This is a genomic window from Anaerosacchariphilus hominis (assembly GCF_014290175.1).
GTDB lineage: Bacteria > Bacillota > Clostridia > Lachnospirales > Lachnospiraceae > Laedolimicola > Laedolimicola hominis.
In genome coordinates this window covers 431,984-458,435 of the sequence record NZ_JACOOR010000003.1, presented here as the reverse complement: position 1 = coordinate 458,435, position 26,452 = coordinate 431,984, and the positions used below count along the sequence as shown (strand labels likewise).

At 49.0% G+C, this 26,452-nt stretch carries 27 protein-coding genes and 1 pseudogene; 24 read left to right on the top strand and 4 right to left on the bottom strand.

The genetic code is table 11. The features are described from left to right. The 14 genes and pseudogenes from H8S44_RS07110 to H8S44_RS07045 all read left to right on the top strand — a co-directional run. The coding region (locus H8S44_RS07110; protein WP_186997533.1) for a recombinase family protein at positions 1 to 1,419 on the top strand (1,419 nt) is incomplete at its 5' end. 91 nt (positions 1,420 to 1,510) lie between these two features. Next, positions 1,511 to 1,594 (top strand): annotated as a pseudogene (locus H8S44_RS07105) (Maff2 family mobile element protein); the annotation flags it as partial. Between the two features lie 82 nt (positions 1,595 to 1,676). Continuing rightward, positions 1,677 to 2,528 carry a VirB6/TrbL-like conjugal transfer protein, CD1112 family gene (locus H8S44_RS07100; RefSeq protein ID WP_021749495.1) on the top strand — a complete coding sequence of 284 codons (852 nt, stop codon included), beginning with the start codon at positions 1,677 to 1,679 and terminating at the stop codon, positions 2,526 to 2,528. Positions 2,529 to 2,544: 16 nt separating this feature from the next. Beyond that, positions 2,545 to 3,441, top strand: a complete 897-nt coding sequence (locus H8S44_RS07095; protein ID WP_181974208.1) for a radical SAM protein — start codon at positions 2,545 to 2,547, stop codon at positions 3,439 to 3,441. A gap of 1 nt (position 3,442) precedes the next feature. Next, on the top strand, positions 3,443 to 3,835 hold the full coding sequence (locus H8S44_RS07090) for a PrgI family protein (protein ID WP_006774460.1): 393 nt from the start codon (positions 3,443 to 3,445) through the stop codon (positions 3,833 to 3,835). Beyond that, the gene (locus tag H8S44_RS07085; protein ID WP_036630487.1) at positions 3,795 to 6,191 is read left to right on the top strand and encodes a VirB4-like conjugal transfer ATPase, CD1110 family; all 2,397 of its coding nucleotides are present in this window, start codon (positions 3,795 to 3,797) and stop codon (positions 6,189 to 6,191) included. Before H8S44_RS07090 ends, H8S44_RS07085 begins: the two co-directional genes overlap by 41 nt. After that, positions 6,188 to 7,144: a DNA-methyltransferase gene (locus H8S44_RS07080; RefSeq protein WP_021749498.1), complete on the top strand. Its 957-nt coding sequence runs from the start codon at positions 6,188 to 6,190 to the stop codon at positions 7,142 to 7,144. The genes H8S44_RS07085 and H8S44_RS07080 overlap by 4 nt, the downstream gene beginning before the upstream one ends. Beyond that, positions 7,141 to 9,108: a C40 family peptidase gene (locus H8S44_RS07075; RefSeq protein ID WP_021749499.1), complete on the top strand. Its 1,968-nt coding sequence runs from the start codon at positions 7,141 to 7,143 to the stop codon at positions 9,106 to 9,108. Before H8S44_RS07080 ends, H8S44_RS07075 begins: the two co-directional genes overlap by 4 nt. A 21-nt stretch (positions 9,109 to 9,129) precedes the next feature. After that, the gene (locus tag H8S44_RS07070; RefSeq protein WP_007709576.1) at positions 9,130 to 9,396 is read left to right on the top strand and encodes a DUF4315 family protein; all 267 of its coding nucleotides are present in this window, start codon (positions 9,130 to 9,132) and stop codon (positions 9,394 to 9,396) included. Further along, entirely contained in the window at positions 9,386 to 10,117 is a 732-nt protein-coding gene (locus tag H8S44_RS07065) for a DUF4366 domain-containing protein (RefSeq protein ID WP_021749500.1), read from the top strand. Before H8S44_RS07070 ends, H8S44_RS07065 begins: the two co-directional genes overlap by 11 nt. Next, positions 10,114 to 12,189, top strand: coding sequence for a type IA DNA topoisomerase (locus H8S44_RS07060; protein ID WP_021749501.1), 2,076 nt, complete (start codon positions 10,114 to 10,116; stop codon positions 12,187 to 12,189). The genes H8S44_RS07065 and H8S44_RS07060 overlap by 4 nt, the downstream gene beginning before the upstream one ends. Continuing rightward, the gene (locus H8S44_RS07055) at positions 12,186 to 12,554 is read left to right on the top strand and encodes a cysteine-rich VLP domain-containing protein (protein ID WP_002584962.1); all 369 of its coding nucleotides are present in this window, start codon (positions 12,186 to 12,188) and stop codon (positions 12,552 to 12,554) included. The genes H8S44_RS07060 and H8S44_RS07055 overlap by 4 nt, the downstream gene beginning before the upstream one ends. A 124-nt stretch (positions 12,555 to 12,678) precedes the next feature. After that, entirely contained in the window at positions 12,679 to 16,029 is a 3,351-nt protein-coding gene (locus H8S44_RS07050; protein ID WP_021749503.1) for a YodL domain-containing protein, read from the top strand. Between the two features lie 4 nt (positions 16,030 to 16,033). Beyond that, positions 16,034 to 16,243 carry a transposon-transfer assisting family protein gene (locus H8S44_RS07045; protein ID WP_002584960.1) on the top strand — a complete coding sequence of 70 codons (210 nt, stop codon included), beginning with the start codon at positions 16,034 to 16,036 and terminating at the stop codon, positions 16,241 to 16,243. Positions 16,244 to 16,444: 201 nt separating this feature from the next. On the opposite strand, the gene H8S44_RS07040 is transcribed toward H8S44_RS07045, so the two are convergent. From H8S44_RS07040 to H8S44_RS07030, 3 genes are all read right to left on the bottom strand, one after another. Continuing rightward, positions 16,445 to 17,779, bottom strand: coding sequence for a relaxase/mobilization nuclease domain-containing protein (locus tag H8S44_RS07040; RefSeq protein ID WP_021749504.1), 1,335 nt, complete (start codon positions 17,777 to 17,779; stop codon positions 16,445 to 16,447). Then, positions 17,740 to 18,069 carry a plasmid mobilization protein gene (locus H8S44_RS07035; protein ID WP_002584958.1) on the bottom strand — a complete coding sequence of 110 codons (330 nt, stop codon included), beginning with the start codon at positions 18,067 to 18,069 and terminating at the stop codon, positions 17,740 to 17,742. Before H8S44_RS07035 ends, H8S44_RS07040 begins: the two co-directional genes overlap by 40 nt. 201 nt (positions 18,070 to 18,270) lie before the next feature. Then, positions 18,271 to 18,627 carry a helix-turn-helix transcriptional regulator gene (locus H8S44_RS07030; RefSeq protein ID WP_002584957.1) on the bottom strand — a complete coding sequence of 119 codons (357 nt, stop codon included), beginning with the start codon at positions 18,625 to 18,627 and terminating at the stop codon, positions 18,271 to 18,273. A gap of 398 nt (positions 18,628 to 19,025) precedes the next feature. Between H8S44_RS07030 and H8S44_RS07025 the strand changes: the two genes are divergently transcribed. The 9 genes from H8S44_RS07025 (at position 19,026) to H8S44_RS06985 (ending at position 25,250) form a co-directional block, all read left to right on the top strand. Further along, complete coding sequence (locus tag H8S44_RS07025; RefSeq protein WP_003431289.1) at positions 19,026 to 19,211, top strand: cysteine-rich KTR domain-containing protein; 186 nt, start codon at positions 19,026 to 19,028, stop codon at positions 19,209 to 19,211. 16 nt (positions 19,212 to 19,227) lie between these two features. Further along, entirely contained in the window at positions 19,228 to 20,214 is a 987-nt protein-coding gene (gene rlmN, locus H8S44_RS07020) for a 23S rRNA (adenine(2503)-C(2))-methyltransferase RlmN (protein ID WP_006774449.1), read from the top strand. 469 nt (positions 20,215 to 20,683) lie between these two features. Continuing rightward, complete coding sequence (locus H8S44_RS07015; protein WP_002604474.1) at positions 20,684 to 21,121, top strand: sigma-70 family RNA polymerase sigma factor; 438 nt, start codon at positions 20,684 to 20,686, stop codon at positions 21,119 to 21,121. Then, positions 21,105 to 21,347, top strand: a complete 243-nt coding sequence (locus H8S44_RS07010) for a helix-turn-helix domain-containing protein (RefSeq protein WP_002604473.1) — start codon at positions 21,105 to 21,107, stop codon at positions 21,345 to 21,347. Before H8S44_RS07015 ends, H8S44_RS07010 begins: the two co-directional genes overlap by 17 nt. Before the next feature lie 458 nt (positions 21,348 to 21,805). Continuing rightward, positions 21,806 to 21,979 (top strand): transposon-encoded TnpW family protein, encoded by a 174-nt coding sequence (locus H8S44_RS07005; RefSeq protein ID WP_002604472.1) that lies wholly within the window; start codon positions 21,806 to 21,808, stop codon positions 21,977 to 21,979. 77 nt (positions 21,980 to 22,056) lie between these two features. Then, on the top strand, positions 22,057 to 23,730 hold the full coding sequence (locus tag H8S44_RS07000; RefSeq protein ID WP_002604471.1) for a recombinase family protein: 1,674 nt from the start codon (positions 22,057 to 22,059) through the stop codon (positions 23,728 to 23,730). 105 nt (positions 23,731 to 23,835) lie between these two features. Continuing rightward, a complete protein-coding gene (locus H8S44_RS06995; protein WP_330593413.1) occupies positions 23,836 to 24,543 on the top strand; it encodes a DNA cytosine methyltransferase in 708 nt (235 codons plus the stop codon). Positions 24,544 to 24,615: 72 nt separating this feature from the next. Continuing rightward, positions 24,616 to 24,924: a type II toxin-antitoxin system RelB/DinJ family antitoxin gene (locus tag H8S44_RS06990; protein ID WP_186871860.1), complete on the top strand. Its 309-nt coding sequence runs from the start codon at positions 24,616 to 24,618 to the stop codon at positions 24,922 to 24,924. Then, positions 24,921 to 25,250, top strand: coding sequence for a type II toxin-antitoxin system RelE/ParE family toxin (locus H8S44_RS06985; protein ID WP_186871859.1), 330 nt, complete (start codon positions 24,921 to 24,923; stop codon positions 25,248 to 25,250). The genes H8S44_RS06990 and H8S44_RS06985 overlap by 4 nt, the downstream gene beginning before the upstream one ends. 295 nt (positions 25,251 to 25,545) lie before the next feature. Here the strand turns inward: H8S44_RS06985 and H8S44_RS06980 are convergent, their stop codons facing one another. Continuing rightward, positions 25,546 to 25,716: a toxin-antitoxin system protein gene (locus H8S44_RS06980; protein WP_186871858.1), complete on the bottom strand. Its 171-nt coding sequence runs from the start codon at positions 25,714 to 25,716 to the stop codon at positions 25,546 to 25,548. A gap of 255 nt (positions 25,717 to 25,971) precedes the next feature. Between H8S44_RS06980 and H8S44_RS06975 the strand changes: the two genes are divergently transcribed. Beyond that, a complete protein-coding gene (locus H8S44_RS06975) occupies positions 25,972 to 26,406 on the top strand; it encodes a bacteriohemerythrin (RefSeq protein WP_186871857.1) in 435 nt (144 codons plus the stop codon). Positions 26,407 to 26,452: the final 46 nt, after the last annotated feature.

Here is a 26,452-nt window from a genome sequence, read left to right as displayed (position 1 = left end):
ATTGAGCGCAGGCAAATCAACCTTGTCATCACGAAAGACCTCAGCCGACTGGGGCGTAACTATCTGCAAACCGGGCATTTGATTGAGGACTTTTTCCCAAGAAACGGTGTCCGCTATATCGCCATGAATGACGGTATCGACACCCTTCGGGATAACAATGACATTGCCCCGTTCAAAAATATCCTGAATGAGATGTACAGCAAGGATATTTCCAAGAAAGTCCATTCCTCATATCTTCTGAAAGCGCAGAAAGGACAGTTTACCGGGTGTCTTGCCCCCTTTGGGTATCGGAAAGACCCGGAGGACAAAAACCATCTGCTCATTGACGAGGAAACCGCCCCGATTGTGCGGCTGATTTTCGGGTATGCCTTAAACGGTCATGGTCCGAACTATATCCGCAGACGGCTGGAGGAAGAAAAAATCCCCTGCCCCACATGGTGGAACCGGGAACGGGGGCTTCGCAATACCCGCACCAAATGGGAAAAGAAAGACCCGGAAAACGGGCGGTATATGTGGGACTTCTCCGTTATCAAAGATCTTTTGATGAATCCCGTCTACACCGGGGCGATTGCTTCCCAGAAAAAGGACTACCGCTTCAAAATCGGCACGATTGGGGAAAAGAAGCCGGAGGACTGGATTGTGGTGGAGGGACAGCATGAACCGCTGATTGACCGCATGAGCTTTGACATTGTGCAGAACAAGCTGAAATCCCGCCAGCGTCCGGGGCAGACCAATGAAATCAGCCTGTTTGCAGGGCTGCTAAAATGCGGCGAGTGTGGGAAGTCGCTGACGGTACGCTACACAAACGCAAAACATCCCCAGCGGATTTATTCCTGCAAGACCTACAACGCCTTTGGAAAGAACCACTGCACCCAGCACCGGATTGATTATGACACCCTTTACAGCCATGTGCTGCGGAAAATCCGGGAATGTGCCAGAGCTGCCCTGATGGACGGGGAAGCGGTTGCCGACCGCCTGACCAATACCTGTGAAGCAGAGCAACGGGAACAGCGGGAAGCAATGGAACGCTCCCTTACAAGGGACGAGGAACGGATTGAGGTTCTGGACAAAATGGTCATGCGGCTTTATGAGGATATGATTGCAGGGCGTATCAGTGAGCAGAATTTCAACACCATGCTGGAAAAGACACAGACCGAGCAGACGGAGCTTAAAACAAAAGTGTCCGAGGGCAGGAAGCGGCTGTCCGATGAAGTCCAGCTTGCCAATGACGCAAAACAATGGGTGGAAGCCATTCAGGAATACGCCAACATCACAGAGCTGGACGCAGCCACCCTCAACCGCTTAATCAAAGAAATCGTCGTGCATGAGCGCATTGACGAAGATAAAACAAGACACATTTCTATCGAAATTCATTTTAATCTCAAACCCATCCCGGAGGTGGAACAGGTCACTGCCTGACCTGTCCCGCCGGGACGGTTCTCTTAACAACACCATATAGATTTTTTGTACGCCGCCGCCCGCCATCGAGCAGAGTTTTTACACCTAATTGGGGATAAAACAGCTCATGGCGGGCGGCGGCGTCGCTTTGATCGGCGGCACCCTTGTTCCGCTTCTTTCCAAACTTTTTGGATAATGCCTAAAACAAATACCACCCGCCGCGCCCTCTCGGAAACGGGAGGGCGCGGGAAAGGAGGGATTAACTTTTGATATGGCAGATGATTGAAGATTGGTTTCGTGGCATTTTGACAGACGGGATTTTATCGAACCTCTCCGGCTTGTTTGACAGCGTAAATACAGAGGTTGGAGAAATCGCAACGCAAGTCGGCACGACCCCCGCCGGGTGGAACGCGGGCATATTCAACATGATACGCAGCCTTTCGGAAAATGTCATTGTACCGATTGCGGGCGTTATCATTACCTTTGTCATGTGCTACGAACTAATCCAGATTGTAATTGAAAAAAACAATCTGCACGATCTCGACACTTGGATTTTCTTCAAATGGATTTTTAAGACCTTTGTTGCGGTGCTGCTGGTAACAAACACTTGGAACATCGTCATGGGAGTTTTCGACGTTACGCAGAGCGTCGTCAATCAGAGCGCGGGGGTTATCATATCCGATACAAGCATAGACGTTACCACCGTCATTACCGACATTGAAGCAAAACTCGACGCTATGAGCGTGGGCGGTCTTTTGGGGTTATGGTTTCAATCCCTCTTTGTAGGGCTTACCATGAAAGCCCTGTCAATCTGCATTATGCTTGTGGTGTATGGGCGCATGATTGAAATATATCTTGTAACGAGCGTTGCCCCTATCCCTATGGCAACAATGGTAAATCACGAATGGGGCAGCATGGGACAGAATTACTTAAAATCTTTGCTTGCGCTTGGTTTTCAGGCGTTTTTGATTTTGGTGTGCGTGGGCATTTATGCGGTCTTGATACAGACAATCGCAGCAACCGACGACATTTCCGGCGCGATCTGGGCTTGCATGGGCTATACCGTCCTCTTGTGCTTTACCCTTTTCAAAACGGGGAGCCTTGCAAAGAGCGTCTTTTCGGCACATTAAGGGGGTGAGTTATGATTTGAAAATCGGCTTAATCGACGTTGACAGCCATAATTTCCCCAACCTCTGCTTGATGAAGCTATCCGCGTATCATAAAGCAAAGGGGCATACGGTGGAATGGTGGAACGCAAAGGGGCGGTACGACCTTGTATATAAAAGCCGCGTCTTTACGGACACCTATTCCAAAGACACGATAACCGTTACCAACGCGGAACAGGTTATTTTCGGCGGTACGGGCTACGACACGAAAAACCGCTTGCCGCCGGAAGTGGAACACAGTTACCCGGATTATTCTATCTACCCGCAGTTTTTCGGGATTGCCTACGGCTTTTTAAGCCGGGGTTGTCCGAGAAATTGCGGGTTTTGCATTGTCAGCGGTAAAGAGGGGCGCAAAAGCGTTAAGGTTGCGGATTTGTCCGAGTTTTGGAAATGGCAGCCGGAAATAAAAATCATGGACGCTAATCTGCTTGCCTGTCCCGACCATGAAAATCTCATTGAGCAGCTTATACGAAGCCGCGCATGGGTGGATTTTTCGCAAGGGCTGGATATTCGCCTTGTGAACAGGGATAATGTCAGCCTGTTAAATCGGGTACGGATAAAAGCGGTACATTTTGCATGGGATAATCCCGACGAGGACTTGACCGGGTATTTCCAACGTTTTTTGGATTTGACAGCCATTAAAAGCAGCCGCCAGCGGCGCGTGTATGTTCTTACCAACTACGGCAGCACTCACGAACAGGATTTATACCGCGTGAACACCTTGCGGGCTATGGGCTTTGACCCGTATGTGATGATTTACGAGCGTCCAACCGCCCCGCCTGTTACCCGCCATTTGCAACGATGGGTAAACAACAAGCGGCTTTTCTATGCTGTTCCCCGCTTTGAAGATTACATTCCGGGCAGAAAGGAGGTATGAAATGGCGTATGTAACCGTCCCAAAGGACTTAACAAAAATCAAAAGCAAGGTAATGTTCAACCTTACGAAACGACAGCTAATTTGTTTCAGCGCGGCGGTGGCAATCGGACTGCCGCTGTTCTTTTTGGTAAAAGGCAGCGTTGGAACGAGCGCAGCGGCATTGTGCATGGTGCTTGCCATGCTGCCTATGTTTTTGCTTGCCATGTACGAGAAAAACGGGCAACCGCTGGAAGTGATTATTCGGCAATTTGTGGAAGTGAAGTTTCTTCGCCCCAAAGAGCGACCTTATCAGACCAACAATTTTTATGCCGCCCTTGCGCGGCAAGAGCAATTAGATAAGGAGGTACGGGCGATTGTCAAAGGAAAAGAAAAACACCCAAAACGAAAAGCGTAAACTTTCCCGACAGGAAAGAAAACAGATAGATACCCTTATCCGACAGGCAAAGGGCGACGGGAAGCCCCATACGGCGCAGGACAGCATACCGTTTGAGCGAATGTATAAGGACGGGATTTGCCGCCTTGCAAACGGGCGGTATTCCAAGTGCATTGAGTTTGAGGATATAAATTATCAGCTTGCGCAGCCGGACGACAAAACCGCCATTTTTGAAGCCCTTTGCGATATGTATAACTCGTTCGACGCTTCTATCAGCGTGCAGCTTTCCCTAATCAGCCGCCATGCGAACAAGGACGATTTTAAGAACAGTATCACGATTGCACCGCAGAATGACGACTTCGACAGTATCAGAGCAGAATACACCGAAATGCTTAGGACGCAGCTTGAACGCGGAAACAACGGGCTTATCAAAACCAAGTTTCTCACCTTTACCGTTGAAGCAAAGGACATTAGATCGGCGCGGGCGCGTCTTGCCCGCATTGAAACGGACACCCTCAACCATTTTAAGGTGATCGGCGCGGCGGCGCGGGTATTGGACGGGAAACAGCGTCTTGAAGTGCTGCATGGGATTTTTCACCCGGACGGGGAACGCTTTAACTTTGCGTGGGAATGGCTACCCGCAAGCGGGCTTTCCGTCAAGGACTTTATCGCCCCGTCCTCTTTCCGATTTGGCGACGGGCGAATGTTTCAAATGGGCGGCAAGTTTGGTGCGGTTTCCTTTTTGCAGATCGTCGCGCCGGAACTCTCCGACCGTATGCTTGCCGACTTCATGGACGCGGAAAACGGGATTATCGTCAATCTGCACATTCAGAGTATCGACCACAACGAAGCAATCAAGACGATTAAGCGCAAGATCACCGACCTTGACCGCATGAAGATTGAAGAACAAAAGAAAGCAATCCGCAGCGGTTATGACATGGATATTATTCCGTCCGACCTTGCCACCTACGGCGGGGAAGCAAAAAACCTACTCCGCGATTTGCAGAGCCGCAACGAAAGAATGTTTCTGCTCACGCTGCTTGTCTTAAACCTTGCAGATACCAAGCAGAAATTGGATAACGAAGTATTTGGGGCGGCGGCAATCGCACAGAAATACAACTGCATTTTGACCCGCCTTGACTACCGGCAGGAACAGGGGCTTATGTCCTCTATCCCGTTGGGGGAAAACCTTATCCATATCCAGCGCGGCTTGACGACCAGCAGCACCGCCGTTTTCGTTCCCTTTACGGTGCAAGAGCTGTTCCAAAGCGGCGAAGCATTGTATTACGGCTTAAACGCCCTTTCCAACAACATGATTTTGTGCGACCGAAAGAAGCTGAAAAACCCCAACGGCTTGATACTCGGCACACCGGGCAGCGGCAAAAGTTTTTCTGCAAAACGCGAAATCACAAACGCTTTTCTTATTACGGCAGATGATATTATCATTTGCGACCCCGAAGCCGAATATTACCCCCTTGTCGGACGTTTGAAAGGACAGGTTATCAAGGTTTCGCAGAACAGCACGCAGTACATTAACCCTATGGATATTAACCTCAATTACAGCGAGGGCGACACGCCCATAGCCTTAAAGAGCGATTTTATCCTTTCCTTTTGTGAGTTGATTATGGGCGGTAAAAACGGGCTGGAAGCTGTTGAAAAGACCTTGATTGACCGCGCTGTTATCAGCGTGTACCGCAACTACCTTGCCGACCCGAAGCCTGAAAATATGCCGATTTTGGGCGACCTCTACGACGAAATCAAGAAGCAGCCGGAAAAGGAAGCGCAGCGTATCGCGGCGGCATTGGAACTCTATGTAAACGGCAGCTTGAACATTTTTAACCACAGGACAAACGTTGACATTCATAATCGCCTTGTCTGCTTTGATATTAAGGAACTCGGTACGCAGCTTAAAAAAGTCGGTATGCTTATCGTCCAAGACCAAGTATGGAACAGAGTAACGGTAAACCGCAGCGAGGGCAAGGCGACGCGGTATTACATCGACGAGTTTCATTTGCTCTTGAAAGAGGAACAGACCGCCGCCTATTCCGTCGAGATTTGGAAGCGTTTTCGCAAGTGGGGCGGTATTCCGACAGGTATCACGCAGAACGTCAAAGACCTTTTGACGAGCAGAGAAGTTTCAAACGTTTTTGAAAACAGCGATTTTGTCTATATGCTCAACCAAGCCCAGGGCGACCGGGAAATCCTTGCCAAGCAGCTTAACATTTCGCAGCAGCAAATGACCTATGTAACCCATTCCGAAGCGGGCGAGGGACTTATCTTCTATGGCAACGTGATTTTGCCCTTTATTGACCGTTTCCCGAAAGATACGGAACTCTACCGCGTAATGACGACCAAGCCCGGCGAGGTGTCGGCATGAGGATAGAAACGGATAAAATCTATTGCGGCGACAGCTTGCAGGTGCTTCAAACCTTGCCGGATAACTGTTTGGATTGTTGCGTAACGTCCCCGCCCTACTATGCTTTGCGCGATTACGGCACAGACGGGCAGATCGGGCGGGAAGCAACGCCGGAGGAATATGTTTCCCGCATTACGGCGGTTTTCCATGAGGTAAAGCGGGTGCTTACGCCGGAGGGTACTTGTTGGCTGAATATCGCGGACACTTATTGCGGCACAGGCAGCAAAGCCGACCACCAAGACCCGAAATACCCCAAAGGCAGGAACGGGCAGCAAGTGGCGGTAAACCACCGCGCCCCCGGCTGCAAGCCGAAAGACCTAATCGGTATTCCGTGGCTTGTAGCCCTTGCCTTGCGGGGCGACGGTTGGTATTTGCGCAGTTCTATCATTTGGCACAAGGGAAACGCCATGCCGGAAAGCACGCGGGACAGACCGACGCGCTGCTATGAATATGTGTTTCTGCTTACCAAGTCAAAGAAATATTACTATGATTGGCAAGCAGTAGCCGAGCCGATAGCCCCCACAACGGCGGTACGGCTGAAAAGCGGAGTTGGGAAAGGCAACAAATATGCCGCTACCGTTCCGGGGCAAAACCAGCCGCAGAAAATCAACCGTCCCCGCAGGAAAGGCGCATACACCGACGAAATGATTTCCCCCGTCCGCAGCCGCCGCAACGTTTGGCAGATCAACACAGCTTCCTATCGCGGCGGGCATTTTGCAGCGTTCCCGCCCAAACTTGCGGAAACGTGCATTTTGTCGGGCTGTCCTGTCGGCGGGATTGTGCTTGACCCGTTTTTAGGCAGCGGCACGACCGCAGCGGCGGCAAAAAGCCTTTCCCGCCGCTATGTGGGTATAGAGATCAACCCCGAATACTGCACCCTTGCAAAACAGCGTATTGGAGGTGATGAACATTGAGCAAGGAATTAAAAGCCCCCGACAAGGTAACGCAGAAAATGACCCGCGACGGGGCGATTGCGGAAAACCTTACGACGGGCGAAACAACGAGTATCAGCGAAAGACCGCCGGAGGAAAACTATTCAGCCCCCGTAGCGGGAGCAGCAGAAAAGACAACCCAACGTATCAGCACAGAGGTTAGCCGCCACTTTGAAAAGGGCGCGGAGAAAAAGACCCTTGACGCAGCACAGCTTAAAACCCATACGTCCCGCTTGCAGTTTTCCGAAGCGGAACGGGCAACGCCGGACCTGCAAAAGGCAATCAAAAAATCCGATACGGCGGCTGACCGTTTAGACAAAGCGCGGGCAGCTATCCCCAAACAGACCAAAATCACAAAAGAGCGCGTTTTTGACGAAGCCAAAGGCAAAGCAAAGACGCGCCTTGCTTTTGAAAAAACGGATAAGCCCCCAAACGGCAAGTTGCGTCATAACCCGTTATCCCGTCCGGCGCAGGAATTGGACGCCGCCGTACATGGAAAAATCTATGAGGTGGAGAAAGAAAACGTCGGTGTGGAAAGCGGACACAGGATAGAACTTGTGGGCGAGAAAGCGGGCGGCATGACGACGCGGGCAGTAAAACGCGGCATACGCAGCCATAAGCTGAAACCTTACCGGGCGGCGGCAGCAGCCGAGAAAAAGGCAGCAAAGGCAAACGCCGATTTCCTCTACCAAAAGGCGCTGCATGATAACCCCGCCCTTGCGCACTCCAACCCGATTTCCCGTTTTTGGCAAAAACAGCGCATTAAAAAGCAGTATGCAAAGGCGTTGAAAACGGGCGGCAAGGTGAAAAAGACCGCCGAAGCCACCGCAAAGGCGGCGAAGAAAACGGCGCAGGAAACCAAACGGGCGACGTTCTTTGTCGTCCGGCATTGGAAAGGCTGTTTGATTGTGGGCGGGATTGCCTTTATCGTGCTTCTGTTTTTCGGCGGCTTGTCCTCTTGTTCCCTGTTCGGCGGCAACAGCGGCAGCGGCTTGATTGCGTCGTCCTATCTCTCCGAGGACGCGGATATTACAGGCGCAGAAAGCGCGTATGTCGCTATGGAAGCCGAGTTACAGGATATGCTGGATAACATCGAAAGCGAATACCCCGGCTATGACGAATACCGGGTAACGGCTGACGAGATCGAGCATGACCCGTATGTGCTAATCTCTATCCTCTCCGCTTGGCATGAGGGCGTGTTTACTCTCGATGAAGCGCAAAGCACCCTTGAAATGCTCTTTGATAAACAGTATATCTTGACGGTTACGGAGGAAGTCGAGGTACGCTACCGCACCGAAACGCGGACGGACAGCGAAGGCAACGAATACGACGTTGAAGTAGCCTATAACTATTACATTCTCAATGTGGATTTGGAAAACTTCAACCTCTCCCATGTTCCCGTTTACATTATGGGCGAGGAACAGCTATCCATGTACGCTATGTATATGTCGTCGCTGGGAAACAGACCCGATCTTTTCCCGCAATCCGGCTATATTTCAAAATACTATGAAAACCCGCCAGCGGATTATGAAATCCCGCCCGCCTATCTGGAAGATGAACAGTTTGCGCGGCTCATTGAGGAAGCGGAAAAGTATGTCGGTTTTCCTTATGTGTGGGGCGGCAGCAGCCCGGAAACCTCTTTTGATTGCAGCGGTTTTGTTAGCTATGTGCTGACGAACAGCGGCTTATACAATACGGGCAGACTTGGGGCGCAGGGGCTTTACAACATTTCAACCCGCGTTTCCAACCCGCAGCCGGGGGATTTGGTTTTCTTTACGGGTACATATGACACACCGGGGGTATCTCATGTGGGTATCTACGTTGGCGAGGACGGGGACGGAAGCCCCGTCATGCTGCATTGTGGCGACCCGATACAATACGCAAAACTTGATACAAGCTATTGGCAATCCCATTTTTACGCCTATGGGCGGCTACATTACAACTGACTTTGAAAGGAGTTTATTTCTATGGCAAACACGAAACTTGACCGTATCGAAAGGGATATTGAGAAAACGAGGGCGAAAGTCCTTGAATACCAAAAAAGGCTGAAAGACCTTGAAGCGCAGAAAATCGAGGAAGAAAACGCGCAGATCGTTCAAATGGTGAAAGCGGTACACCTTGACGGGGCGCAGCTTGCCGCGTTCCTCTCCGCCTATGCCAACGGCGAAATCATTTTGCCGCAGCCGGACACAGACTATACCGACGAACAGGAGGAAACCGAAGATGAAGCATAAAAAACTGTTCCGCAGCGTTACCGCTTTGCTTGCCGCCCTTGTACTCATGGGCGGCTTTTCTGTTACCGCTTTTGCGGGCGGCGGTGATGTGAGCGACGAGCCGCCTACCCCCGTAACCGAAACCGAGCCGGAAGAAACGACGGGCGGCTATGAGCCGCAGCCCTTAACGCCGGAGGGCAACATGAGCCTTGTGGACGACATAACGGGCGAAGCGTCCGGCGATAAGCAGTTTATTACCGTCGTTACGAAAAACGGAAACTATTTTTACATCATCATTGACCGCGCCGAGGACGGAGAAAACACCGTCCATTTCCTCAATCAAGTTGATGAAAAAGACCTTTTGCAGCTTATGGAGGACGAACAGACCGAAGCCCCCGCTTGTAGCTGTACTGAAAAATGCGTTGCCGGAAGCGTCAACACCGATTGCCCCGTTTGCAGCGTCAATATGAGCGAGTGCGCGGGCAAGGAAGCCGAGCCGGAGCCGGAAGAAACCGAGCAGCCGGAGCCGGAGGAAGATAAAGGCGGCGGCATGGGCGGTGCTATTCTGCTTGTCGTGCTGCTTCTTGCCGCAGTGGGCGGCGGCGCGTTCTATTACTTTAAGATTATGAAGCCCAAAAAGGACGCGGCAAAAGGCAGCAGCAACCTTGACGATCTCGATTTTGACGAGGACGACGAGGACGAGGAAGAATTAGAAACCGAGCAGGAGGACGAGAAAGTATGAAACTTGTAATTGCAGAGAAACCGAGCGTCGGGGCGGCGATTGCCGCCGTACTTGGCGCGAATGAAAAGCGCAGAGGATATTTTGAGGGCGGCGGCTACCTTGTGTCCTGGTGTATCGGGCATTTGATTAGCCTTGCGGACGCGGCGACCTACAACGAGCAGTACCGAAAATGGAAGTATGACGATCTCCCCATTGTCCCGCAGGATTGGCAGTTTACCGTTGCCAACGGCAAGGAGCAGCAGTTTTCCGTACTCAAAGACCTTATGCACCGCAGCGACGTTTCCGAGATTGTCAATGCGTGCGACAGCGGGCGCGAGGGAGAACTCATTTTTCGCTTTGTCTATGAACAGGCAAATTGCAAAAAGCCCTTTTCCCGCCTTTGGATTAGCAGTATGGAAGAAAGCGCAATCCGCGAGGGCTTTTCAAACCTCAAAGACGGGCGCAGCTATGACAACCTCTATCAATCCGCGCTTTGCAGAGCAAAGGCAGATTGGCTTGTCGGGATTAACGCGACCCGCCTTTTCTCTATCCTCTATCACAAAACGCTGAATGTCGGCAGAGTGCAGACGCCCACCCTTACCATGCTGGTAAACCGCGACTATGCGATCAGCAGCTTTAAGAAAGAAAAATATCATGTTGTCCGTCTGGACGCGGGCGGTGTTTCGGCTTTGTCCGAAAGGTTGAACGACGAAGCGGCAGCGCAGCAGATGAAAGCGGCTTGCGAGAAATCGCAAGCCGTTTGTACTTCCCTCAAAAAAGAGAAAAAGACCGTTGCACCGCCGAAGCTGTTTGACCTTACCGCGTTGCAGCGCGAAGCCAACCGCCTGTACGGGTTTACGGCGAAACAGACCCTTGATTATGCGCAAGCCCTCTATGAAAAGCGGCTTTTGACCTATCCCCGCACCGACAGCAAATATATCACTTCCGATATGCAGGACAGCACAAAGGAACTCATTACCGGGCTTTGTTCGCTGCTTCCCTTTATGCGGGACGTGAAGCTGCAAGCAGACCTTACAAGGGTTTGCGACAACAGCAAAGTAACCGACCACCACGCTATTTTGCCGACAGCCGAGTTTTTGAAAACGGGCTTTTCTTCCCTTACCGACAGCGAAACAAAACTTATGACCCTTGTATGCGCGAAGCTGCTTTGCGCCGCAGCCGCGCCCTATGAATATGAAGCGGTTACGGCGGTTATCTCTTGCGGCGGTTATACCTTTACCGCAAAGGGAAAGACGACGCTTTGCGAGGGGTGGCGTGAGATTGAAAAGCTGTCCCGCGCCGCGTCCGAGGAACAGGACGAGGACGCAGAGCCGGAAACCGTTTTGCCGCCGCTTGCCGAGGGGCAGACCTTTGACAATCCGGCAGCGGAGATCTCCGAGTGTTACACGCAGCCCCCGAAAGCATATACCGAAGATACGCTTCTGTCCGCTATGGAGAACGCGGGCAAGGAAGAAACGCCGGAGGACGCAGAGCGCAAAGGGTTAGGCACTACCGCAACGCGGGCGGGTATCATTGAAAAACTCATTAGTGCGGGCTTTGCCGAGCGCAAGGGCAAAAAGCTAATCCCCACAAAGGACGGGTATAACCTTGCCGCTATCCTGCCCGACAGCCTTACGTCCCCGCAGCTTACGGCAGAATGGGAAACGCGCCTTACCGGGATTGCAAAGGGCAGCGACAGCCCCGCCGACTTCATGCGCGGGATTGAGGAAATGACAGCGGGGCTTGTCAAGACCTATTCCGCGATTTCCGAGGATAAAGCGAAGCTGTTTACCCCGCAGCGGGAAGCAATCGGCACTTGCCCCCGTTGCGGCGCGGCGGTTTACGAGGGCAAGAAAAACTTTTACTGCTCCGACAGGGCTTGCAGCTTTGTGATGTGGAAGAATGACCGCTTTTTTGAGCAGCGCAAAAAGGCTTTCACAAAGGCGATTGCCGCCGCCCTTTTGAAAGACGGAAAGGTAAAAATCAAAGGTATGTACTCGACCAAGACGGGAAAGACCTTTGACGGAGTTGTGCTGCTTGCCGACACAGGCGGCAAGTATGTAAACTTCCGCGTCGAGCAGAACCGAAAATGATAAGGCTTGATGAAAAGCAATACCGCGCCGTAAAGAAAATGACCCGCGCCGCTTGTGCAAACAACGATTGCGGGAATTGTCTGCTGCTGGACGACGGGGAAACTTGCGTGTGTGTGCAGAGTATCAGCTATTCGCTGTTATGCCGCTATTTCCGCGAAGCGGTATTACCCGCCGACAGGCAGCTTTGCGAACAGATCACCCGCAGCGGGGAAACCGATTTGAAGCGTTGCGCGGTATGCGGCAGCACGTTTGCGGCGGGCAGCAACCGGGCGAAATACTGCCCCGATTGCGCGGCAAAGATACGCCGCAGACAGAAAGCCCAAAGCGAGAGAAACAGGCGTTTACGGATAAAAACAACTACATAGCAAGCACAGCAAACGAGTACCCGTTTGCGAGAAATGCCCGCGCTTCCCATAGAGAGCGCGGGCATTTTGCTTGTTGGGATAGTCCCAAACCCTTAAAAATCGAGAAAGGACGTGATGAAACAATATGCCGTATTCTTCATACGACCATGACAAATTGGAAACCGCCGAAACCATGCGGATAGAACGCCGGATATATTTTGAAGCAAAGGACGGGGATATTGCCCCCTATGTTTCCTTGCCGCCGGAGCAGCTACACGCCATGCGCGAGGAAAGCGCGGCAGCGGAACAGGCGATTTTTAACGATCTCTCAAGCCGCGCCGCCGCATGGGAGGAACAGGCGGGCAAAACGCTTTTGCTTGACAAAGCGATTGAATACACAAGGACAACCGTTGTGCAGCACACCGCTAACGAGTGGCAGACCACCGAGCATAACCGCCATATTCGCAGCAACCGGGTATATCAGATGAATTACTACATTTACGAGAATACCCGCTACGACAAAGAAGCGCAGAAATCTATCCCGTATTCATGGACGCTTACATGGAGCGTGCGCACCAACAGCCCAAGCAGAACCCAAGCGAAGATTGCCGGACAAGATAGAAAGGTTTTCACCGACAAGGCAGCTATGGAAAAGTATCTGAATGGGCGTATCAAAGCGTATGACCGCTTGTTTACGGAAATCTCCCCGCCTATCCCGCAGGAGTACGCCGACTATTTCAAAGTAAACGGTATGCTCATGCCGGACTACACCATAGAGGGCGAAGAACCCCCGCAGCAGCAGCAACAGGCGGCAGCTATCCCCGAAACTACCGGGCAGGAAAAGGAGCGTGAACACATGAGCGAACAGTTTTCTATTATGATTGGCAACCGCAGCCGTTTTGAAGCGGGCGACCCAAGCGGCTATTGGCTGGATATGCCCGCCACAAAGGAGCAGCTTCACGAAGCCATGCAGAGCGTCGGCATTACCGCCGATAACCCGCAGGATTTTTCCATTCGCGGCTTTTCCGACGACCCGGAGAAACATATTGCCTTGCCTTATGAAATGGTATGCGCCGCCGACGTGGACGAACTCAATTTTCTTGCGGCGCGGCTCGAACAGCTTGACCCCGCCGAGGTTGGCAAGCTGAACGCAGCTTTGCAGCAGAAAAACGGGCTTGCAAATATTGGACAGGTAATTGACTTCACCTACAACGTGGATTTTTACGTCCATATCCCCGAAGTACATAACTACCACGATTTGGGCGACTATTACTTAAATCAATCCGGCATGGTACAAATGCCCGAAGAATGGAAAGGCGGCATTGACCTTTCTACTTTTGGCAGGAACGCTGCCGCGCAGGAAAAAGGCGCGTTTACCGAGTACGGCTATATCGTGGAAAGCGGCGACGAGTGGGAGCGTCAGTTTGAGGGGCGCGAAGTGCCGGAAGAATACCGCATTATGAGTTACCCGCAGCCGGAGCGCGGCGAACAGGACAAAGCCTATATGGACGCAGCCGAAACGCAGCAAGCAGACGCACAGGCCGCAGAGCCGCAGCAGCCCCGCCCCGTCGTCCCCATTATCCTTACTTCCGAAAAGCCCGCCGAAAAGGTAAAGGAGATCACCGCGCGTTTGGAACAGGGCGTACAGGCGATTTTTGACAGCGACCGCTACAAAGAGTTTCTAACCGCTATGTCAAAGTTCCATGATTATAGTTTGAATAACACTATCCTAATTGCTATGCAGGGCGGCAATTTGGTAATGGGCTTCCGTCAATGGGAAAAGGAGTTTGACCGCCATGTAAAGAAAGGCGAGAAAGGCATTAAAATCTTTGCCCCCGCGCCCTACAAGGTGAAAAAGCTGGTTGATAAAATCGACCCCGAAACGAGAAAGCCCATGCTTGACCGCGAGGGAAAAGTGGTAAAGGAAGAAAAGGAAATCACCGTCCCCGCCTTTAAGGTTATAACCGTCTTTGATATTTCGCAGACCGAGGGCAAGGAGTTTCCCGACCTTTCCGTTAAACCGCTGCTTGCCGATGTGGAGCAGTACGAGGATTTTTTCGCCGCCCTTGAAAAAGCGTCCCCCGTCCCGATTGCATTTGAGCAGATCACAAACGGCGCAAATGGGTATTTCAGTTTGACCGACAAGCGTATTGCAATCAAAGAGGGCGTGAGTGAATTACAGGCGGTAAAGACCGCCATTCACGAAATCGCCCATGCGAAGCTGCACGACGTAGACTTAAACGCCCCGCCGGAGCAGCAAAACCGCGTTGACCGCCATACCTGCGAGGTAGAAGCGGAAAGCGTCGCTTATACGGTTTGCCAGCATTTCGGCCTTGATACTTCCGATTACTCTTTCGGCTATGTGGCTGGTTGGAGCAGCGGCAAGGAAATGACCGAGTTAAAAGCGTCCCTTGAAACAATACAGACCACCGCAAAGGAACTCATTACCGAGATTGAGGGGCATTTTACCGAGTTGCAGCAGCAGCGGCAAGCCGAGCAGGAGCAGGGCGATACCTTTTCCATTTATCAGTTAAAGCGCGGGGACGAAACAAGGGACTTGCGCTTTGAGCCTTATGACCGTCTGCAAGCGGCTGGACTTACCATTGACCGGGTAAATTATGAACTCGTCTATACTGCACCGCTTACAAAGGATATGACGCTGGGCGACATTTGGGAAAGGTTTAATATCGACCACCCCGCCGACTTTAAGGGGCATAGCCTTTCCGTTTCCGACATTGTTGTGCTTCATCAGAACGACGAGGACACCGCCCACTATGTAGACAGTATCGGTTTTCAGCAAGTGCCGGAGTTTTTGCAGGAGCAGCAGACCCCCGTATTTGACAAGCTGCCGCCCGAACAGCAGCAAGCCTTGTCCGACACCGTACAAGACACTTTGCAAATGCTGGTTGACGCAGACAAGCGGATTTATGGCGACGTTACGGGCAAGACCCTTGAAGCAATCGCGGCGCAAGGATATTCCTACAAGGACGGGCAGCTTGAAAAGCAGCAGCCGGAAGCGACCCCCGACAGCCTTTTGACGGGTGAAACCGTTAGAACGCCGAGGGGCAATTTTCATATTACCGATATGAGCCGTGAACAGATCGAAGCGGCGGGATTTGGTTTTCACCATGCGTCGGAGGACGGGAAGTATCTCATTATGGGGAATGGCACACAGGCTTATGCCATAGCCGCCGAGCAGCCGCAGCGGGATAATCCCTTAAAGCACGTCGAGGACACCATAGAGCAGAACGACAACAATTTTGACGGGCTTATCAACAATACGCCGCAAACGCCCACCGTTGCAGATTTTGAGCAGCGGGCAAAGGCGGGGGAAGCGATTTCCGTTACCGACCTTGCAAAAGCGGTAAAAGCCGAGAAACGGGAACAGCCGCAGAAAAAACCGTCCATTTTGAAGAAGCTGGACGAATACAAGAAACAGGCGGCGCAGCAGCCGAAAGATAAACAGAAAGAGCATAAAAAGGATTTGGAGGTTTGATAGCATGAATACCCGCTTTACCATTGAGGAAGAAAACATTGTTGCGATCTACGCCGAGGACAGCCGGGAAACAACGCTTGAAAATATCCTTGCCGCCATGCCCTACATGGACGAGGATATGCGCCAGCTTGCCGCCGCAGCGGTGAACAAGCTGCAAGCCATGACGGACAGCGAGTTTTCCGAAAGGGAGTTTATCTTGACCGACGAGGAATAGCCCATAGAGAACAGGGGCGCGGTTGCCGATTTCCGGCACCGCGCCCCTGTTCTTTTTTTGTCCTTGCGTGGACAATTAGAAAGCCGTTTTTGCGGGTTTGAATATACTTTATCGTCTATGTCGTTTTCATGCGCTGGAAGCCGCAGAAACACAGGCGTTTTCAGCCCTTAACATTCCACTTGCCACCCCATGTTTTGCGCCTTATCGCTCCTGCTCCCGCGCCCTGCTTTGGGACGGGTAAAGAATACTATCGACGTTCTTTTTGACAACGCCGTATTCCTGCATTTGCTTCTTGGCTTGCCGATAATCTTCATACAATTTGGTTTTCCTGTCGTTTAAGCTTCTATACTCCTTGCGCAGCGCGGCGAGATCGGGCAGCTTCTTTATCTGCATTTCCTTTAATGCCCTTGCCGCAGCTTCAAACAGGATAATTTCGCTTTCATGCCCCCGCAGATACTTTTCCTTGTCCGGCGATTTTCGGTATTCATCGTAAATCGGTTTTAACTGTCGGTATGTGGTGGTGTGCTTGATAAGCAGCGACAAATCAGACATACGCTGTTCCACTTCCTTAACCGCCTTTGCCGCCGCGTCATGGGCGGTCATAATATCCGCAATTTTGCTTTCAAGGTCGCTATAATATTCAATCTTGTTTTCGGTCAAGAAGTTCATGCTTTTCGCAGCCTGTTTCAGATTATGGATTTTCGCCCACCGTTCATAGCCCGCCGATTGTTGGGCTTTGATACTGTTTTCAAGATCGACGACAAGCCGGATTTTCTTATCTTCCCGCAGCGTTTTTGTTTTGGCAACATACACGCCCTTGATACGCTCCTTTATCGCTTCTTCCGTATAGGCCGCGCCGAGCGTCTTTGTGCGGGTAAACCGTTCCTGTCCGGCAGCGCGAAAGGAAATGTATTTGCCCTGTTTGATTTCATACCCCATTTCCTGCAAGCGGCGCAGCAGTTCGTCAAAATCTTTCACTTGGGGAATGAGAGTATCTATCGCCGTTTTCAGCTTTGCTTTGTAGCTTGTCCCTTGCTTTTCGGCGGTGTATTCTGCATAGCTTTTTCCCTTGTCCTGTCCCGGTACGACGACGGATAGCCCATGCTCTTTACATATCCTGTCGCTGGTGCGCCGGATAAAGTGATAGCTTTGCTTGTTGGAATGGTACTTTTTGTAGTCAACGAAGCTAACCGCGTTGAAAATCAAGTGATTATGCAGATGGTCTTTATCGACGTGAGTTGTCAAAACAAACTCATACTTGCCGCCTAATACCGCCCCGGCAAGTTCCATGCCGATTTTGTGCGCTTCTTCCGGTGTGGTTTCTCCCACCGCAAAGGATTGTATCAAGTGCCGCCCTAAATGTGTGCCGCGATCTCCGGCAGCTTCCCGCGTCCATGCAAACTCAATATCGGCGGTTTCCAGCCCGCAGCCGAAAGAGGACGCAAGCAGCTTCCCGTCTGTCTTTTCGGGATTTAAGATATAGTCTATCGCAGCCTTTAAGGTTGATTTAATAGGGTGCGTCTTTGTAACCGCCATATCTCGTCCACCGCCTTTTTAATGTCCTCTATATCCTGCCTGTAAACCGTCCCCGTCGCATTGGCGCGTTTTGCAATTTGGTTGATGTTCCGGCTCACCGCTTGCAGTTCCCGGATATATGCTTTTGTGTCGCTTCGGTCAACGACAAGAATATACCCGTCTATCGCCATTTTACGGAAGTATGCCCCATACTGCTTTATGGGAAGCTGCTTCATCTTCTCGTCGATCAGCCGCTTTTCTTCTTCCGTAACGTAAAACTTCATCTGTATATTTCTCTTTCGGTTTTCCATTTCCGCACCGCCTTTCGGTATAAGGGTTTGGGATTATCCCAACAAGCATTTTCCGCAAACGGGTACTCGTTTGCTGTGCTTGCTATCTACTCCATACCCCCACCGAAAGGCGGTATTTGTTGCGCGTTCCTTTGATTTTGGACGCAAAAAAAGATTGCAGCCGCCATGCGCTGCAATCTCCCGATTTCTCATATTGTGAGGTTAATCCTCTGCTTTTTCGACTTCCGTTATCTCCCTTGCTGTTGCGGTTACAATCCGTATGCCTTTATCGCTCATACCGTCCAGCAGCGCGTCAAGCTGCCGCCGCCCGGTGGATTTCTCCGCATTGCTGTTCGGGAAGAAAAATTGATCTACCGAAATATGATACCGGGTTACAAGGTCATAGAATACCTGTAAACTCGGCTGTTGTCCCTTGTTCTCGATATTCGCAAGGTAGCGCGGGGAAATATATAACTCGTCGCTTACCTTTTTGCGGCTCTCGCCGTATTCATTTCTCGCGGCTTTTATAGCTGCCCCGAAAGCCTTAAAGTCGTACAATGGTACGGGTCTTTTTGCCATTTTCATTCACCCTGTTACATTTTACAGTTCACCTTTCTTTTTGGATATGTCCACACAATTCATATCATTAGGTTAAATACTTCCTGTTGTGTATTGACAGTAGACTGATTTTCTGATAAAATAAAATTTATGTAAAAGGAGGCGGCGTTTATGTTGCATAGCATGCGTATTAGATAAGCATTGAAAAAAAGGATTTTCCCATTTTCAACATGGGCTTTTTTGTCATGCTTATTTTGCGGATGCTATACAAAAAACTAACGACGTATAGATATAGTATAGACATAGTGCAAGCTATGCCTTAGTTTTGTTGTACTGCTCTGTGCATTATAAATGCAGGTCAATGCTCATGTTGAGGATTGACCTGCATTTTTTTGTGTAAAAAGGACGAGTGAAATATAATGCTTAAAAAATATTGGATAAAATGTCCGATTTGTAACGGAAAGACGAGAGTTCAAGTATTTCATAATACTGTATTAAAAGATTTTCCTCTTTTCTGCCCTAAATGCAAATTGACGCATATCATTGATGTAGAAAAATTAGAGATTGTAATCAAAAATACAGAAAAACAAACTTTTATTATTTAGAAGAAAGGATATAAAAATGAAACGTTTACCTAAATATACGCCTGCGGAAGTACGGAATGATCCATACGGATTTACTTACAAAGAAATGTCGGAAGTTATTGGCGAGAATGAAGCAAAAGCCTTATATGAAGAATTATATAAGCAATTACCACGCAAAAAAAATCTATCAATGTTGGTAAAAAATATTTGCAAAAGCAGTGATACTGAAAAGTATGTTTACGAACTGAAAGACAACAAATACATTGAAACGGTTTTTATCAAGCGGCGAGATGGTGGAACTGTTTGCGTGAGCACACAAGTCGGTTGTCCTGTTGGTTGTATTTTTTGTGAGTCCGGGCGAAATGGCTTTGTTCGTAATCTAACATCGTCAGAAATCGTACAACAGATTATATTGTTGCGTCGAAAAGTAAACCGTATCGTTTTTATGGGTATGGGAGAGCCTTTATTCAATTATGACAACTTGATAAAAGCAATCCATATTCTCCGAGATAGATATGGGCTCAACTTTCCAACCGACGGCATTACCATATCAACAGTTGGTCCGGTCGATCAATTAAAAAAATTGCGCGAGGAACATCTTAAAATTCAGTTGACAATATCTTTACACGCAGCAACACAATCTGCAAGAAATCGTATTATTCCTCACATGCGCATATATGCTATTGAAGATGTTGTTAAGCAAGCCTTATCCTATTCTGAAAGGCATAATCGCAAAATTGTCTTTGCGTATTTGCTTTTACCGGGTATAAATGACCGGCCCTCAGATGTAAGACAACTTGCAAAATGGTTTCGGGGCAAAAAAGTTATGATTAACGTGTTACAATACAACCCAACAAGCAATTCAAGAATTAAAGCACCACAGAAACGGGAAATAGTTGCATTCAAACATCAATTAGAGCAAGCAGGACTTGAAGTTACTATGAGAGTTTCTCATGGCAGAGAGATTAACGCGGCTTGTGGACAGTTAGCTAACACATATAATAAATTCAAAAAAAATGATTAAAAGTGCCAGACGCATAGACGCAGAGCCGATAACGCATTAGGTCAAAAAACCTATGTGTTATCGGCTTTTTTATTTAATATTGCGCAAAAGCCGCTGTTCCCTATTATAGAATGGATTGCGGGTAGTGTATTAAAGTCGCCCTTTTTTAAGGATACGGCGGTATCGGGGAGGTATCGCCGTGTCCATTTTTATTTACTGTAACCCGCCTAATGCTTTGCGGTCAAAAAAAGCTATGCTCCGCAAGCGGGATATTCCGGCTATGAATGTGAACTGTCAATACATTTAGCTACTGCTTACATTTCCTTTGCGCCCGTCCGCGTCTTGCGGACGGGCGCATTTTGCTTTTTTCAACTTTTTTCTGAAAAGCGCACTCAAGAGCCATCTCCCGAACGGGTACGGAGCGAAAGGGGCAGAGAGGACAAGCCCTTAACTCCCGTCCTCTACTCCACGCGGGAAGGAGGTGAACTCTATGGAGCTATCTTCTTCCGACAAGGAAAGAATACAACATCAGTACGACGCATTAGCAAAGAAAACTTTGGTCGGCGAAGCGAAAAGCCACCGCCGCACTCTTGCGAAACGCGCAGCACGCGAAGTTACTTTTTCGGATTTGAGCGAAAGCGAACTCGCGCAGCTTTTCACAACGGACGAATACGAAAGCGATTATTTCCGTTTTCAAGTGTCCGGCTTTGATGTACTCGTCAAAAATGAACTGCTTGCCGAAGCCCTTAACGCTTTGCCCGAAAGGAAACGCGACATTATCCTTTTGTCCTACTTCTTGGATATGAGCGACGCGGAAATTGGCGAACTGCTGAATGTTGTACGCACGACGGTTTTCCGGCACAGGAAATCCGCGCTTGCGAAAATCAAACAGTATTTGGAGGGAAAAGCAGATGATGAATACCGTTAGGAAGTCTGAAAATCTGTTGCCGTTCCCTGTCATTTCCGCAGCGGCAAACGGCGACACAACCGCCATGTGCGCGATCTTGAAGCACTACGAGGGTTACATAGCGAAACTTTGTACCCGCACGCTGAAAGACGACGCGGGCAATACCTATTCCTATGTGGACGAGGAAATGCGTAACAGGCTGCAAGTGCGCCTTATTACCCGCACCCTTGCTTTTCATGTAGGATAATCTTTTAGCCCATGCGGGGAGCGTGCCCCCTTTCCACGCTTCCCGTTATGGGCTATTTGTCGTTCCGCAAAAGCATATCCGCTGTTGATGTGCTTTTGCAGGCCGACAAAGCCTATTGTTCTTTGACAAAGAAAGCGGCCTTTGGTGCGCAGCATAACAGGCAAACGGGTACATTCCGTCTGTACCGAGCCAGTCGGCGGGTACGCCATGACAGCTTTTCCCCGTAGGGGAAAAGCCGAGCGAGAACTACCGCGCCGTAAAACAGGTTTAGCAGCTTGTGGGCGACGACATACAAGGCGGCACAATGATACTCCCGCGTTGAACACCCTCAAAGTATTGCGCGGCGCACCCATAAGCATGGGCCGGGGTGAAACTCCCGTGAGGTTGCAGCTAACAACCGCCCGTTTTTGCCTTTTGACGAATATAGTTTATCCATACAGGAAAAGGAGGTTTTTCTAATGGATAAAAAACAGACAATTACAACCGAACGCAAAATAGGGAAAATCACCTATCTTGTTCAAGCGTTGCCGAGTGAAAAGGCAACCGATACAATCCATAAAAAGATTGAGAAACTCATTGTAAAGGATTTGCAGAAAAAGCCCGGAAATCCGGGATTTTTAGCGTCCGAGTAGTGCATTAGGCGGCGGGATATGGTATAATGATAGCAACACATTATACCTGTTTATTCGGCTGTCGGAAAGGAGGACTAATGTTACAGTCGAATAAAATCACCGCCCTTTACTGCCGTTTAAGTCAAGAGGATATGCAAGCCGGAGAAAGCGGAAGCATACAGCACCAAAAAATGATACTTCAACGCTATGCGGACGAACACCATTTTTTGAACACAAAGTTTTTTGTGGACGACGGATTTTCCGGCGTGAGTTTTGAGCGCGAGGGGCTGCAAGCGATGTTGCAGGAAGTGGAAGCCGGACGAGTGGCGACGGTCATTACCAAAGACCTTTCCCGTCTTGGCAGAAACTATCTGAAAACGGGCGAACTCATAGAGATTGTATTTCCCGAAAACGGAGTACGCTATATCGCGATCAACGACGGAGTTGACACAGCGCGGGAGGATAACGAGTTTACCCCCTTGCGGAACTGGTTTAACGAGTTTTACGCCCGCGACACAAGCAAGAAAATCCGCGCAGTTAAACAGGCACAGGCGCAAAAAGGCGAGCGCGTCAACGGGGAATATCCATACGGCTATATCCCAGACCCGAACAACCGCCACCACCTTATACCCGACCCGGAAACCGCGCCGATTGTCAAACAGGTTTTCGCTATGTTTGTTAGCGGTGTGCGTATGTGCGAAATCCAAAAATGGCTTGCGGAAAACAAAGTCTTGACGATTGGAGCGTTGCGCTATCAGCGTACAGGACAGGCGCGGTATCAGCGGGCAATGATCGCCCCCTATACTTGGCCGGACAAAACGCTCTATGACATATTAGCAAGGCAGGAATATTTAGGGCATACCATAACCGCGAAAACTCACAAGGTATCCTACAAGTCGAAAAAGACCCGGAAGAACGAAGAAGAACAACGCTATTTCTTCCCAAACACCCATGAGCCGCTTGTTGACGAGGAAACCTTTGAACTTGCGCAAAAGCGGATTGCTACCCGCCACCGCCCGACAAAAGCAGCGGAGATTGATATTTTTTCCGGCTTGCTGTTTTGCGCTGGTTGCAGACATAAGATGTATTACCAACAGGGCGTAAATATCGAGCCGCGCAAGTTTTCCTATTCTTGCGGCGCATGGCGCAACAGGGCAAGGACAGGCAGCGAGTGTACCTCTCATTATATCCGCAAAAACGTACTTCTTGATTTAGTGCTGGAAGATATGCGGCGGGTTTTGCGGTATGTTAAGGAACACGAACAGGACTTTATCTGTAAAGCTACCGAGTACGGCGACATGGAAGCGAGAAAGGCATTAGCGCAGCAGCAAAAGGAACTTTTCAAAGCACAGGCGCGTATGACCGAACTTGACACGCTTTTCCGCAAGCTGTATGAGGACAACGCATTAGGCAGACTGACAGATGAACGGTTTGTGTTTCTAACTTCCGGCTATGAGGACGAAAAGAAATCCCTTGCCGCAAGGATAGACGAGTTACAACAGCAGATCGCAACCGTTACCGAGCGAAAAAGGGATATATCAAGGTTTATTCAGATTGTCGGGAAATACAGCGACATACAGGAATTGACCTATGAAAACGTCCATGAGTTTATCGACCGTATTTTGATACATGAATTAGACCGGGAAACCAACACCCGGAAAATCGAAATCCATTACAGCTTTGTCGGACAGGTTGATACCGAGCAGGAGCCGACGCAAGTTGTCAACCATGACCGCCGCAACATGGTAGATGTAAAAAGTATCGCTATCTAACCTCAGCAAAAGTCAGGCCTGTTTTACGAGGCCATACGTATTATCAGAGAAATGAGGGATGCAACCAATGGCATATATCCAGCTTTCGCTGTTTGGGAGAACGTCATGGGAGCTTTTTCATCGGGAGACCGGATGGATTTTAGAGCCGTGCTGGAAGCGTTCGCAGGCTGCCCGGTTCCAATGCCTCCTTCTGAACACTGGGCCAGCGCCGGTATGGTGCGAGGGGGCGAAAGTGATATCAGTTGGCGGCTCTTGGACGCCCAGTATTGGGGAAGCCCCAGGCTCCAGCAGCGGAGAAAACGGATATTCCTTGTGGCGGATTTTAGAGGAAAGCGTAGCGCCCAGGTATTATTTAAGTGCCGCCCAGTGCTCCCGGATTCTAAGGTATGCGGCCAGTCTGGGCCGCCGTCCGCCGGAGAAAGTGGAATATTTTTTGAAGAAACAGGGCGGCACATACCCGTCATCCTTCCGATACAGGAGCGGCAAATGCGCGGAGCGGTCAAAGAAAAAGACGAAGCCAAGTTCCTCGTCAGTTTTGGACGGCCAGATGAGCCTTTTCCCACACTTCTTGCCAGCAGCGCAAATAGCTTTAGCTTCTGGTACGAAGGAGAAGACTGGAGAAAAGAGGGAGGTATCCGATACCTGACGCCACTGGAATGTGAGCGCCTGCAAGGACTGCCGGATCACTGGACGGCCTACGGGTGCGAAGGAGAGACGATCAGCGACAGCGCCCGGTACCGGGCCCTGGGTAATTCCATTGCTCTGCCATGCGCAGAGTATGTGATGGCGGGGATTTGTGAGATTGAAAAATGACTTGCTATTGTGCGGACATTTGCGTATAATAAGGGTAGAAGAAAATGCAGCATAAGAAAGGAGACATTCTATATGGCAGCAAAATCAGCGAATTTATATGCGAGAATAGAACCGGATGTGAAAGAGCAGGCGGAAAGCATTTTATCTACCCTTGGGATTCCGGCTTCTAATGCAATCAATATGTTTTATAAACAGATTATTTTACAGAGAGGACTTCCGTTTGAAGTAAAAATTCCATCTGCAAGACCTGTTGATATCAGCGCATTATCGGAAGCAGATTTCCATGAAGAATTGGAAAAGGGATATGCAGATGTGCAGGCGGGACGCACAAAAAATGCAAGAGAAGTATTTGATGCGATACGTAAGGATTATGGCTTATGATATATGAAGTAAAAATGACGGGGCAGGCGGAGCTTGATTTAAGAGGGATCTATGAATATATTGCCTTTGAATTACAAGCACCAGAAAATGCAGCCGGACAAGTTCGACGCCTGGAAGAACAAATCATAAGTTTGGAAACCATGCCGGAACGATACAGGAGATATGAAACGGAACCATGGAAAAGTAGGGGACTTCGTATATTACCAGTAGATAACTATGTGGTATTGTATATTCCGGATGAAGATAGGAAAACAGTTGAGATCCTGCGTGTGATGTATGGCGGACGCAATATTGATAAGCAATTAAATCTTTATACAAAGCAATAAAAACCAGTGAGGTGTGTATGGAAAAAAATTTTCCATACACACCTTTTTCATTTTGGCGTGAAATCAGCTTTCAAAGATATTCTGGATTGTACCTGTAGCAGGTGTAGCTCTATAGTTAAGAAAAATAAATAAAAATTTTGTAGCTATTCAGAACAGCCCAAAGTACTAGCTGCTGAGTGCGTATGAACATGATATATATTGCTAAAAGTAAAAGAGAGGTATTACCGTTGGTAAGTGAAGTGAGCAAAATACTGGAAACTATGTAACTCCATAGGGAGTGGGAAAGGCTATATTCCTAGGTGGGGAATTTTTTGTCAAAGGTAAATTTTTGAATATGCTCTTTTAAGACCTTGTTGATATAGGAACTGAAATTCCGGTCATCCTGTTCAGCGAGGGCTTTTATTATTTGAATAATATCCTCATCCGGGGAGACGGATACTTTAACTTTATAAGGTTTATTTTTCATACTAATTCTCCTTTTTTGCTACTTTACTATTGCATAAAGTAGTAATAAATATGGAGCGAAGGAAATGAAAAGTAAGATTTTTTATAAACTATTCCCATGATATATACAATATGTAAATGTGCAATTCAAATAGCAGTTTATGCTAAGTGTGAAAGAAAATAATAATAATTACTATTATTGACAAAAGAATAATTATCATGTATAATACAGATATACAAGAAACAAAGTATTTATAAAAGAAATGGAGGTCAAATTATGACTTACGATTTAAACATTACCTTTGATGACAATTTAGTAACAGGAAATAAAACAATCGATACACAGCACAAAGAATTGATTGACCGTATTCAGAACTTTGTAATTGCCTGTCAAAATGGCGACAGCAAGGTAAAGGCGATCAAACTTCTGGATTATCTTAATGAGTATACTGACTTTCATTTTAAAGAAGAAGAAGCACTTCAGAAAAAAGCCGGTTATCCAGAGCGTGAAAAACATTATGAAAGACATGAAGAGTTTAAAAAGACAATTCAGGAACTGTATGAATACCTTCAGGAGTATGAAGGACCAACAGATCGGTTTAGTGAACTTGTACAGAAAAATGTAATCGACTGGCTGTTTGGACACATTAAAACATACGACCGCTCTGTGGCAGAATTTATCTTTATGAGACAAAATCCAGACCGATGCTAAAATAAACTAGGGGCTGTTACACAAATACAGCCCCTTTCCTGTTATA

What these genes read in the sequence shown, in the direction of transcription:
- H8S44_RS07100 (WP_021749495.1), top strand. Translation starts at nt 1,677, where the DNA reads ATGATTGAAGATTGGTTTCGTGGCATTTTGACAGACGGGATTTTATCG.
- H8S44_RS07090 (WP_006774460.1), top strand. Translation starts at nt 3,443, where the DNA reads ATGGCGTATGTAACCGTCCCAAAGGACTTAACAAAAATCAAAAGCAAG.
- H8S44_RS07080 (WP_021749498.1), top strand. Translation starts at nt 6,188, where the DNA reads ATGAGGATAGAAACGGATAAAATCTATTGCGGCGACAGCTTGCAGGTG.
- H8S44_RS07070 (WP_007709576.1), top strand. Translation starts at nt 9,130, where the DNA reads ATGGCAAACACGAAACTTGACCGTATCGAAAGGGATATTGAGAAAACG.
- H8S44_RS07065 (WP_021749500.1), top strand. Translation starts at nt 9,386, where the DNA reads ATGAAGCATAAAAAACTGTTCCGCAGCGTTACCGCTTTGCTTGCCGCC.
- H8S44_RS07060 (WP_021749501.1), top strand. Translation starts at nt 10,114, where the DNA reads ATGAAACTTGTAATTGCAGAGAAACCGAGCGTCGGGGCGGCGATTGCC.
- H8S44_RS07055 (WP_002584962.1), top strand. Translation starts at nt 12,186, where the DNA reads ATGATAAGGCTTGATGAAAAGCAATACCGCGCCGTAAAGAAAATGACC.
- H8S44_RS07050 (WP_021749503.1), top strand. Translation starts at nt 12,679, where the DNA reads ATGCCGTATTCTTCATACGACCATGACAAATTGGAAACCGCCGAAACC.
- H8S44_RS07045 (WP_002584960.1), top strand. Translation starts at nt 16,034, where the DNA reads ATGAATACCCGCTTTACCATTGAGGAAGAAAACATTGTTGCGATCTAC.
- H8S44_RS07040 (WP_021749504.1), bottom strand. Translation starts at nt 17,779, where the DNA reads ATGGCGGTTACAAAGACGCACCCTATTAAATCAACCTTAAAGGCTGCG.
- H8S44_RS07035 (WP_002584958.1), bottom strand. Translation starts at nt 18,069, where the DNA reads ATGGAAAACCGAAAGAGAAATATACAGATGAAGTTTTACGTTACGGAA.
- H8S44_RS07030 (WP_002584957.1), bottom strand. Translation starts at nt 18,627, where the DNA reads ATGGCAAAAAGACCCGTACCATTGTACGACTTTAAGGCTTTCGGGGCA.
- H8S44_RS07025 (WP_003431289.1), top strand. Translation starts at nt 19,026, where the DNA reads ATGCTTAAAAAATATTGGATAAAATGTCCGATTTGTAACGGAAAGACG.
- rlmN (WP_006774449.1), top strand. Translation starts at nt 19,228, where the DNA reads ATGAAACGTTTACCTAAATATACGCCTGCGGAAGTACGGAATGATCCA.
- H8S44_RS07015 (WP_002604474.1), top strand. Translation starts at nt 20,684, where the DNA reads ATGGAGCTATCTTCTTCCGACAAGGAAAGAATACAACATCAGTACGAC.
- H8S44_RS07010 (WP_002604473.1), top strand. Translation starts at nt 21,105, where the DNA reads ATGATGAATACCGTTAGGAAGTCTGAAAATCTGTTGCCGTTCCCTGTC.
- H8S44_RS07005 (WP_002604472.1), top strand. Translation starts at nt 21,806, where the DNA reads ATGGATAAAAAACAGACAATTACAACCGAACGCAAAATAGGGAAAATC.
- H8S44_RS07000 (WP_002604471.1), top strand. Translation starts at nt 22,057, where the DNA reads ATGTTACAGTCGAATAAAATCACCGCCCTTTACTGCCGTTTAAGTCAA.
- H8S44_RS06995 (WP_330593413.1), top strand. Translation starts at nt 23,836, where the DNA reads ATGGGAGCTTTTTCATCGGGAGACCGGATGGATTTTAGAGCCGTGCTG.
- H8S44_RS06990 (WP_186871860.1), top strand. Translation starts at nt 24,616, where the DNA reads ATGGCAGCAAAATCAGCGAATTTATATGCGAGAATAGAACCGGATGTG.
- H8S44_RS06985 (WP_186871859.1), top strand. Translation starts at nt 24,921, where the DNA reads ATGATATATGAAGTAAAAATGACGGGGCAGGCGGAGCTTGATTTAAGA.
- H8S44_RS06980 (WP_186871858.1), bottom strand. Translation starts at nt 25,716, where the DNA reads ATGAAAAATAAACCTTATAAAGTTAAAGTATCCGTCTCCCCGGATGAG.
- H8S44_RS06975 (WP_186871857.1), top strand. Translation starts at nt 25,972, where the DNA reads ATGACTTACGATTTAAACATTACCTTTGATGACAATTTAGTAACAGGA.